The sequence below is a fragment of the Hallella sp. genome, from assembly GCF_037460745.1.
Taxonomy (GTDB): domain Bacteria; phylum Bacteroidota; class Bacteroidia; order Bacteroidales; family Bacteroidaceae; genus Prevotella; species Prevotella faecis.
The window spans coordinates 1-9,404 of record NZ_JAXVAE010000038.1 but is presented as its reverse complement, the minus strand read 5'-3'; the positions used below and the strand labels follow the sequence as shown (position 1 = coordinate 9,404).

General features: G+C 55.1%; 10 protein-coding genes. 8 read left to right on the top strand and 2 right to left on the bottom strand.

Features of this window, described 5'->3' with window-relative positions:
• Nucleotides 1–81: 81 nt before the first annotated feature.
• Both WKK33_RS00960 and WKK33_RS00955 read right to left on the bottom strand, forming a co-directional pair.
• Nucleotides 82–1,116, bottom strand: coding sequence for a DUF4831 family protein (locus WKK33_RS00960; protein ID WP_337932072.1), 1,035 nt, complete (start codon nucleotides 1,114–1,116; stop codon nucleotides 82–84).
• Between the two features lie 157 nt (nucleotides 1,117–1,273).
• On the bottom strand, nucleotides 1,274–2,791 hold the full coding sequence (locus WKK33_RS00955) for an NAD(P)H-hydrate dehydratase (RefSeq protein WP_337932071.1): 1,518 nt from the start codon (nucleotides 2,789–2,791) through the stop codon (nucleotides 1,274–1,276).
• Between the two features lie 251 nt (nucleotides 2,792–3,042).
• Between WKK33_RS00955 and hpt the strand changes: the two genes are divergently transcribed.
• From hpt to WKK33_RS00915, 8 genes are all read left to right on the top strand, one after another.
• On the top strand, nucleotides 3,043–3,579 hold the full coding sequence (gene hpt, locus WKK33_RS00950; RefSeq protein WP_287769861.1) for a hypoxanthine phosphoribosyltransferase: 537 nt from the start codon (nucleotides 3,043–3,045) through the stop codon (nucleotides 3,577–3,579).
• A gap of 1 nt (nucleotide 3,580) precedes the next feature.
• Nucleotides 3,581–4,153 (top strand): adenylate kinase, encoded by a 573-nt coding sequence (locus WKK33_RS00945; RefSeq protein WP_215760100.1) that lies wholly within the window; start codon nucleotides 3,581–3,583, stop codon nucleotides 4,151–4,153.
• Nucleotides 4,154–4,186: 33 nt separating this feature from the next.
• On the top strand, nucleotides 4,187–5,356 hold the full coding sequence (gene obgE, locus WKK33_RS00940) for a GTPase ObgE (protein ID WP_215760101.1): 1,170 nt from the start codon (nucleotides 4,187–4,189) through the stop codon (nucleotides 5,354–5,356).
• A 32-nt stretch (nucleotides 5,357–5,388) separates the two neighbouring features.
• A complete protein-coding gene (gene pgeF, locus WKK33_RS00935) occupies nucleotides 5,389–6,171 on the top strand; it encodes a peptidoglycan editing factor PgeF (RefSeq protein ID WP_337568806.1) in 783 nt (260 codons plus the stop codon).
• 48 nt (nucleotides 6,172–6,219) lie between these two features.
• Nucleotides 6,220–7,341 (top strand): M23 family metallopeptidase, encoded by a 1,122-nt coding sequence (locus WKK33_RS00930; RefSeq protein ID WP_337568809.1) that lies wholly within the window; start codon nucleotides 6,220–6,222, stop codon nucleotides 7,339–7,341.
• Between the two features lie 122 nt (nucleotides 7,342–7,463).
• Nucleotides 7,464–8,450 (top strand): transporter, encoded by a 987-nt coding sequence (locus WKK33_RS00925; protein ID WP_337568422.1) that lies wholly within the window; start codon nucleotides 7,464–7,466, stop codon nucleotides 8,448–8,450.
• 291 nt (nucleotides 8,451–8,741) lie between these two features.
• Nucleotides 8,742–8,873, top strand: coding sequence for a hypothetical protein (locus tag WKK33_RS00920; RefSeq protein WP_337568811.1), 132 nt, complete (start codon nucleotides 8,742–8,744; stop codon nucleotides 8,871–8,873).
• 25 nt (nucleotides 8,874–8,898) lie between these two features.
• Entirely contained in the window at nucleotides 8,899–9,381 is a 483-nt protein-coding gene (locus WKK33_RS00915) for a CotH kinase family protein (protein ID WP_337932067.1), read from the top strand.
• The last annotated feature ends 23 nt before the right edge of the window (nucleotides 9,382–9,404 follow it).

The following is a 9,404-nucleotide window of genomic DNA, read 5'->3' as shown; positions in this document are numbered from 1 at the left end:
AAATCTTGCACTTTTTATGTCAGATTTATATCTAAATTTTGAACACCCTACCCTTTGGGGTTGTGTAGCGTTGGCTACGTGTTAGTTGTTGGTGATGGCCTGAATGTTTTTCACGCCGCCTGTGAGCGGATCGAGGATGAGTTTGGCCGATTGCTTCTTGCCAAACAGTTCGCCGCTGAGCGACTCGATGGTGCCAAACTGGGGAGCCAGCAGCTCGCCGTTGACCACCACCTGCTGTCCGTGTGTTACCGCCACTTGGATCTTGCTGGGCTGGCAGACGCGAAGGCCGATGTCGTTCTTGTCCTCCTTCTTGTTCTCAGCAGTGGGTTGTGGTGCGGCCACGGTGTGATTGTCGGTCACGCTGATCATGTAAGGCTCGCCCGAGAGGTCGTCGGCATCGACGAGCCCCAGCCATTTCGACAGGCGGAAGAGCACCTGGCGGCCCTCCTGAGTGGGCACGAAATCGATGTTGGTCCATGTGGTGTCCTTCACCGTGACACCCGTGAAGAGCTGTGTGAGCGCTGTCTCCTGCTTGCCCAGGTTGTTGAGCATGATGGCCATCTGCGTGCCATCCTTGGGCATGAAGTCGGCTTCGCCACGGTTCAGTTGGTTGCGGCTGTCGCGTATGTCGTAAATCTCCTGTGCCGCCAGTTCGGCCATCTTGGCGTTGCTGCCCGCATTGAGGATGTCCTCCGTCATGAAGTCTTGCGGATTGAGCAGGGCGGCCTTGCTGGCCGGCTTGAAGGAAGGCATGGGCGTGGGCTTGGCCGATGCGTCGGCATTGATGGCCAGGAGCTGACCGTTGTCGGCCCGGCACACCTTATTTATAGAGTGCTTCTTGTCGACAATGAGCGTGAAATGACGGCTTGTGTCGGGCAAGGCGTATGTGGCCATGTTGACACCAAGCAGCCGGTAGGTTGTGGCGGGTTCCAACTCGACGTCGGTGCGCAGGAAGCGACTGGCATAAGGAGCCAACTTGCCCGGTGTGTATTGGGTCTTCTCCACCTTCACCGTGAAGCGCACGGCAGCCTTGGGAAGGTAGTAATCGGTGCCTTCTATCGATTGTGCGTTGATGCTGAGAGGCAGCAGCAATAACAGTAATCCTTTGAAATTCATCGTTGATGGTATGCTTTGTTTGTGGGTGTTCGTTAAACGTTAAGGGCATAGGGGTAAGCCTTCGTGGGTGCTGGTGTGAGACGAGCCCTTGCTTTGGGTGCGTTCTCGTGGGTGCTGGTGTGAGAGCAGCCGAAGGCTTGGGTGAGGAATGGGGCGCTTAGTCCTCCAGTTTGAGGAAGGCCTTGGGCAGGAACTGTATGATGTCGCTTGCCACCAAGCTCTCTTTTCCCACCTCTTTGGCGGCCAAGTCGCCAGCCAGTCCGTGCAGGTACATGCCCAGTTGGCAAGCCGTTCCCTTGTCGTAGCCCCTGGCCAGGAGTGCCGTGAGGATGCCCGTGAGCACGTCGCCGCTGCCCGCCGTGGCCATGCCGCTGTTGCCGGTGGCGTTGAACACGATGTGTCCGTCGGGCATGCAGAGGGCCGAATGGTGGCCCTTCAGGATGATGTAGCCCTTGATATGCTCCGCCATTTGCTGGGCGCGGATAAGGCGCTCGTAGTCGTTGTTACTGGTGCTGCCGGCCATGCGGTCGAACTCCTTGGGGTGGGGCGTCATGATGATGCCTGATGGGAGCTGCTGCATCCATGCCTGGTGGTTGGCCAGGATGTTGAGGGCGTCGGCGTCGGCAACGATGGGGCACGAGGTGCGGCGTATCTGGCCGATGAGGGCGATGGCTGTGTTTTCAACCAGTCCGAGGCCTGGGCCAATGCCCAATGCGTCGAAGTCGGTGCTATCGACGCTTTCCGAGAAATAAGTTTCCTCATGGTCCATCTGCATCACCGCTTCGGGCACCGCCGTCTGCATGACGAGGTAGTTGCGCCTGGGGGTGTGCACCGTTACCTTCCCCACGCCACTGCGGAGGCAAGCCCTTGTGGCAAGCACCGCTGCTCCGGCCATGCCGTAGCTGCCGGCAATGATGAGCGCGTTGCCCATGGCGCCCTTGTGGGCGAAGTCGTCGCGAGGCATCAGCAGGCGTCTGACGTCTTGCTCCTCCAGGATGCGGCAGTTGGCTTCCGTCTTGTCGATGTATTCCTTGCTCAGGCGGATGTCGAGCACACGCAGTCGGCCAATGTATTTCTGGCAGTCGGCCATCATCATGGCGAGCTTCTTCTGCTGCAACGTCAGCGTCAGGTCGGCGCGTATAATGTTAGAATGGATGTTGTAAGTGTTGTCTTCGCACATCAGTCCCGAAGGAATGTCGATGCTCACCACCTTCGCCGGGCATTGGTTGATGTATTTCACCAGCGATGCGAAGCCGCCGATCAGCGGTTTGTTGAGGCCCGATCCAAAGAGTCCGTCGATCACCACCATGTCCTCGGTGAGCTCGGGTGGGTCGAAGTTGAGGGTCACCTCGGTGAAGTGGCCCACGCGCTTGCTGTCGATGAGGCGCTGCTTGTTGGCGGCGCAGTCGTCAGAGAGTTTGTTGTGAATGTTGAAGAGATACACACTGACCTTGTAGTTCTCTTCTGCCAGAAGTCTTGCCACGGCCAGGGCGTCGCCTCCGTTGTTGCCGGGTCCGGCAAAGATTACCATGGGCGTGCGGTCGGTCCACTCGTCCATGATGGCGCGTGTGATGGTTTTTGCAGATCGCTCCATCAGGTCGATCGACTTGATGGGCTCGTGCGTAATGGTATAGTTGTCAAGCTCGTGAATTTGAGCAGCGGTGAAAATCTTCATATTACTGCAAAGTTAGTGCAAACAAGCGGAATATCAAAAGGAATTCTTCCTTTTTTTAGGCTTGTTGGCAAATTGGCGTGACGGATGCCGAACACCCTTGCGCTTGGCACCTTGCCCACCCGCGGGCATTTGGGTGGCCGCGCGGCTTGAGTGGTAAATAAACGCTAAAGATGATGTTCTTTTTCCCTTGCCGCTTGTCGTTCTCGGTAGATTTTCGTAAATTTGCATCCTAATTTTAGTAATTAAGCCACATGAGCATAGTTAAAGTGAAGGATAAAACGTTCCGCACGTTTATCCCCGAGGCTGAAATCCAGCAACGCGTGAAAGCCGTCGCTGACAAGTTGAACGAAGACTTGAAGGACAAGAACCCGCTGTTCTTGGCCGTGCTGAACGGTTCGTTCGTGTTTGCCGCCGACCTGATGCGAATGATTACCATTCCCTGCGAAATCTCGTTTGTGAAGTTGGCGTCCTACCAAGGCACCGTCTCTTCGGGAAAGATCAAGGAAGTTATTGGCATTAACGAGGACCTGAAAGGTCGTACGGTGGTTATCGTTGAGGACATCATCGACACGGGCTTCACCATGAAGCGCATGTTGGAGCAGTTGGGAACGCGCTATCCCGAGAGCCTGCACATCTGCACGCTCCTGGTGAAACCCGGCAAGTTGCAGGTGCCACTCAACATAGAGTACGCCGCCATGGAGATCCCCAACGACTTCATTGTGGGCTACGGTCTCGACTATGATCAGCAAGGACGCAATTTGAGAGATATTTACACGATAGTGGAATAAAATGAAGAACATTGTTATTTTTGGTGCTCCTGGCTCAGGCAAGGGCACCCAGAGCGACAAGCTCATTGAGAAGTACGGATTTAAGCATATCTCCACGGGTGATGTGCTTCGTGACCAAATCAAGCGTGGTACGGAGCTTGGCAAGACCGCCAAGGGATTCATCGACGAAGGCAAACTCATCCCCGATGAGCTGATGGTAGGCATTCTCGCCGACGTTTACGATAGCTTCGGTAAGGACCACGAGGGCGTGATCTTCGATGGCTTCCCCCGCACCATCCCGCAGGCTGAGGCCTTGAAGGCCATGTTGGCCGAGCGTGGACACAAGGTGGCTGCCATGGTGGAGCTGCATGTGCCCGATGAGGAGCTGGTGAAGCGCCTCGTGCTGCGTGGCAAGGTGAGCGGACGCAGCGACGACAATGAGGAGACCATCAAGAAGCGCCTCAATGTGTATCACACACAGACGCAGCCTCTCTGCGACTGGTACAACAAGGAAGGCCTCTTCCACTCCGTCGACGGACTGGGCGACATCGATCGCATCTTCGGCGACGTCTGTGAAATCATCGACTCTTTGTAATACCGGGGCGAATGCCCCAAACAATCATTTGATATGGAATCAAACTTCGTAGACTATGTGCGCATCGTCTGCCGCTCAGGAAAGGGCGGCAAGGGATCTATGCACCTTCGCCACGTGAAATACCAACCCAATGGCGGCCCCGATGGCGGCGATGGCGGCGATGGCGGCAGCGTGATCCTGCGCGGCAACCATAACTACTGGACGTTGTTGCACCTAAAGTACCAAAAGCATATATTCGCCGAGCATGGCGGCAACGGAGGGCGCGACAAGTGCCATGGAACCAACGGCAAAAACTCTTATATCGACGTGCCGTGTGGCACGGTGGTCTATGATGCCGAGACGGGCAAGTATGTCTGCGATGTCACTTACGACGGTCAGGAGGTCGTGCTGCTGAAGGGTGGCCGAGGTGGACTCGGCAACTATCAGTTCCGCACGGCCACCCGCCAGACGCCTCGTTTCGCACAGCCGGGCGAACCGATGCAGGAGAAGACCGTCATACTGGAGCTGAAGCTCTTGGCCGATGTGGGCTTGGTGGGCTTCCCCAATGCGGGAAAGTCAACGCTGCTCTCATCGCTCTCGAGCGCTCGCCCCAAGATTGCCAATTATCCTTTCACCACCCTGGAGCCGTCGCTGGGTATCGTGTCGTACCGCGACAACAAGTCGTTTGTGATGGCCGACATCCCCGGTATCATTGAGGGTGCCAGCGAGGGTAAGGGCCTCGGACTGCGTTTCCTGCGTCACATTGAGCGCAACTCCCTGTTGCTCTTCATGGTGCCAGGCGACACCGACGACATCAAGCACGACTATGAGGTGCTCCTCGGTGAGCTCAGCAAGTTTAACCCCGACATGCTCGACAAGCACCGTGTGCTGGCGGTGACCAAGAGCGACCTGCTCGATGAGGAACTCATCAGCATGTTGCAGGAGACGTTGCCCACCGACCTGCCGGTGGTGTTCATATCTTCGGTCAGCGGCTTGGGTCTCGACGAGTTGAAGGATGTGCTGTGGCGTGAGCTCAACAACGAGAGCAACAAGTTGCAAGACATCACGGGTGAAGACACGATAGTGCACCGCGACAAGGATATGACGCGCTTTAGACAAGAGATGCAGGAGGAGGGAGCCGACGAATTCGAGGTGATCGATTTGGATGATCTCGATGAGGATTTCGACGACCTCGATATTGTTGAAATGGACGACGACGAGTAACGCTCGCGTCTCCTTTTACCCCTTTACGATTTATGCAACCCGTGCCCATCATCACCTATTATCCAATGGCTGCCCAGGTGACGGCTTTTTCCACCACACGCCATGGCGGGGTGGGCAAGGGATGCTATTCTGAATTTAACATCAACCCCTATTGTGGCGATGACCCACAGGCCATCATCGCCAACCGAAAGGCGCTGGCCGCCGAGCTTCAGGTGGACGAGAACCATGTGGTGATGGCCCATCAGGTGCATGGCGACGACTGCCTTGTTGTCGACGACGATCTGCTTCGTCTTCCCGAAAAGGAGCGCTTGGCGGCCCTTGAGGGGCACGACGCGCTCACAACCCAACTTGGGAATGTGTGCATTGGCGTGTCGACAGCCGATTGCATTCCCGTATTGCTCTACGACCCTCGCCATCATGCCGCCGCCGCTATCCATGCGGGTTGGCGCGGTACGGTGCAACGCATCGTTGGAAAGACGCTGCGTGTGATGGAAAACAACTATGGCACCCATGCTGGCGACGTGCGGGCCGTGATAGGACCGGGCATCTCCTTGGCCAACTTCGAGGTGGGACAGGAGGTGTACGACCGTTTTGCGGAGGCGCAGTTTGATATGGGCCGCATAGCCAAGCGCTACGCCAAGTGGCATATCGACTTGCCCTTGTGTAATCGCCTGCAACTGGAGGAGGCGGGCGTTCCACTCGACGCCATCCTCGTTTCCAATGTCTGCACGTACGATCGTGTGGACGATTATTTCTCGGCGCGCCGTTTGGGCGTGGACTCTGGACGCATCTACACAGGCGTCATCCTGCGATGATGGGGCCGGGTAGCCGTGATGGCGCTCATCGACCGAAACACATCAGACATGAAGAAATTTCATTCATATATCACCCTTTGCCTGCTGGCCCTTTTGGTTAGCGGCGAGTTGCATGCGCAACATCAGTTCTCCGCCACCGAACAGGCGGTCATTAGCGTGCCCACACCGGGCCTTTTCACCCATAGCAACGCCTTTGAAATCAATTTCACCATCCTCAAGGACAACGAGTATTCGTTTCCGCTGCCCGTGGGAAAGGCGGAGGTGATTGGTGGCCAGGCATTGGAAATCACTACCACGAAGGGCGATGCCGTGAAGGCTATGTTCGCCGGCACCGTGCGTATGGCGCGCCGGTCGGAGCAGTATGGCAATGTGGTCATCGTCCGGCACGACAACGGCCTGGAGACGGTTTATGCCCGCAACGCGCAAAACTTGGTGAAGCCGGGACAGCGCGTCAAGGCCGGACAAACCGTCGCCATTGTGGGAAACGATGGCCAAAAGGCCACATGCTACTTCGCTTTCCTCATCAATGGAGGATGGATCAACCCCGAAACGATTCTCGAGGTGAAGGGTCATAAGTTGCGCCGGCAGGTGGTGCAGTGCCGCAAGAGTGGCAACCATGTGGTGCTGACCGTGACGAAGGAGGAGAAACAAGCGAAGTTGACGCTCGACCCTGATGATGTAGACGAGGATCCGTTGCTCAAGAACGCCACGTTCAAGCTCGACCTCGGCAAGATAGAGCAGGAGCATTGGTCGTATCCGTTGCCTGGGGCTCACATCATCAGTCAGTATGGACAACGTGGCAAAAAGACCCATTCGGGTGTGGACATCAAGACCAAGGCCAACGACGAGGTGCTGGCCGCGTTCGACGGTGTGGTGGTTCAGTCGGGCCCATATTTCGCCTATGGCAACTACATCGTTATCCGCCATGCCTATGGCTTCTCCACTTGCTATAGCCATCAGTCGAAGAACACCGTGAGGGCGGGCCAGAAGGTGAAGGCCGGTCAGGTGATAGGCTATACCGGACAGACAGGCCGCGCCACCACGCCCCATCTGCATTTTGAGTTGCGTTTCAAGAGCCGCACCATCAATCCAGGGGTCTTCTTCGACCATGCCAACTACAAGTTGAAGGCCAATGTGTTGACGCTTGGTCGCAATGGAAGCATAAGATAAGCGAAAAGCCCTTTGCCATTTGGCGTCGGAAGCATGGAATCGTTCGGCCGAGACGTAAAGAATGTCATGATGCTTCCGCAAAAGGGACTGCTTGGTAGGATGAAATCTTAAGGAGGATATTTATGAAAAAACTGTTGAAGTTTCTGAAAAACTGGACGTTGCCCGTGGCAATGCTCACCGGCGTGTGCGTCTATCTTCTTTTCAGTTGGGTGCCTTTCTTGGCTCCCATTGGCGATGGGTATGCCCCCTATAACGATCAGGTGCTGCCCGTCTTCATGTTTCTCATGCTTTATGTCACCTTTTGCAAGGTCGACTTCCATAAGTTGCTGCCCGTCAGATGGCACTTGTGGATCAGCGTTCAGCAAACGGTTTTCATCTTGGCCCTGATGGGGCTCATCGTCGGTTTCAACATCTCGGGTGAACCGCTTATCATGCTTGAAGCCATCATGGTGTGCATCATTGCCCCCTGTGCGGCCGCTGCGCCCGTCGTAACGGCTAAGTTGGGCGGCAACCTGGAGGAGATGACCACCTATACCTTCTTATCCAACTTCCTCTCGGCGCTGCTCATTCCGCTTTGCTTCCCTGCCTTGCCACAGGCCAGCGAGGCTGCCGCGCACATCGAGTTCTGGCCGCTCTTCCTGCAAATCTTGTGGAAGGTGAGCGCCGTGCTGTTGCTGCCCATGCTGCTGGCGTATGTCACGAAGCACATGTTCCACCGTTTGCACCAGCGCATCGTGGCCGTTCCCGACCTGAGTTATTACCTCTGGGGAGGGTCGTTGGTCGTGGTGACTGGCACCACCGCCATGAACATCGGCAACGCTTGGCACGATACCTCCGTGTGGTTCCTTGTTTCCATTGCCGCCATGGGGCTTATCCTCTGCATCGTTCAGTTTGCCACCGGCCGTTTTATCGGCCATTATTTCGGTAAGACCGTTGAGGCCGGACAGAGTCTGGGGCAGAAGAACACCGCTTTCGCTATCTGGGTCTCCACGGCGTTTCTCAATCCGTTGAGTTCCGTGGGGCCTGGTTGCTACATCCTTTGGCAGAACATCATCAACTCGTTTGAGATTTGGTCGTACCGCAAGAAGGGGCTTGAGAAGACGGCATAGTCTGCCTTGCCTTTAACGCCTACGCCTGCCTTCGATCGAATCAGATGTCCGAATGCATGGGATTTGAAGACTGATTTGGGGTAAACCAGCCTAAATAATCCTTGCGTTACAACCTATGTCGGCTTTTATATTATATCTTTACTCCATTGATAAGTGCGCTTAGTGTGCCTTGTGTTAATAAAATTATCAGTATCAGAAATGAAAAGTATGTGTAGATTAGTGTTTTGGGTTGGTATTCTTTGTCTCCGTATAGTTGTGGCTCAAGCGGATACCATACCTTGTTATGACTCTTTGAAATTGCAACTTCATGAGCAATCGTTGCCGTTGGTTAACCTCATGGTCGACATCGACCATGTGTCGAAGCCCACATATACTCCGGCTTTCGTGGAGATTTGCGACCCAATGAAGCGCATGGGGGGGTAATGGCGTAACGTTGCTTGCGTGTAAGGTGAAATACAGGGGTAACACATCCATCCGTTATGACAAGAAATCGTTTACCATTCAGGTGGTGGATGGTCAAGGTGAAGAGCTCAACGCCAACCTCTTTGGCTTGCGAAGGGATAAGACGTGGGTGCTCGATGCCATGGCCGTCGATAGAATCCGTATGCGCAATCGTGTGAACTTCGATGTGTGGAATGCCATGTCGCGTGTGCCCTACGATACCAAGCTCGACCGTAGGAATGGCACGGTGGGCCTCTTTGTCGAACTGTTTATCAATGGCGAGTATCATGGCTTGTATTGCTTCACCGATAAGGTGAACCGCAAATTGCTTGATCTTAAGAAACCTCGTGTGGACGACAAGGGACAGCCTATCATTAGGGGTGTGTTGTATAAGGGACGCGAGTGGTCGTCTGCCACAAGGCTGAGGGGGTATGAAACAGACACCACATGGCAAAAAAAGGTAACCATCCGAAATATGCCGACTTGTTAATTGCAAAAAAACTCGCAAGTGTT

Excerpts from the sequence above, each read along its gene's own strand:
- WKK33_RS00960 (WP_337932072.1), bottom strand. The coding sequence starts at position 1,116 with ATGAATTTCAAAGGATTACTGTTATTGCTGCTGCCTCTCAGCATCAAC.
- WKK33_RS00955 (WP_337932071.1), bottom strand. The coding sequence starts at position 2,791 with ATGAAGATTTTCACCGCTGCTCAAATTCACGAGCTTGACAACTATACC.
- hpt (WP_287769861.1), top strand. The coding sequence starts at position 3,043 with ATGAGCATAGTTAAAGTGAAGGATAAAACGTTCCGCACGTTTATCCCC.
- WKK33_RS00945 (WP_215760100.1), top strand. The coding sequence starts at position 3,581 with ATGAAGAACATTGTTATTTTTGGTGCTCCTGGCTCAGGCAAGGGCACC.
- obgE (WP_215760101.1), top strand. The coding sequence starts at position 4,187 with ATGGAATCAAACTTCGTAGACTATGTGCGCATCGTCTGCCGCTCAGGA.
- pgeF (WP_337568806.1), top strand. The coding sequence starts at position 5,389 with ATGCAACCCGTGCCCATCATCACCTATTATCCAATGGCTGCCCAGGTG.
- WKK33_RS00930 (WP_337568809.1), top strand. The coding sequence starts at position 6,220 with ATGAAGAAATTTCATTCATATATCACCCTTTGCCTGCTGGCCCTTTTG.
- WKK33_RS00925 (WP_337568422.1), top strand. The coding sequence starts at position 7,464 with ATGAAAAAACTGTTGAAGTTTCTGAAAAACTGGACGTTGCCCGTGGCA.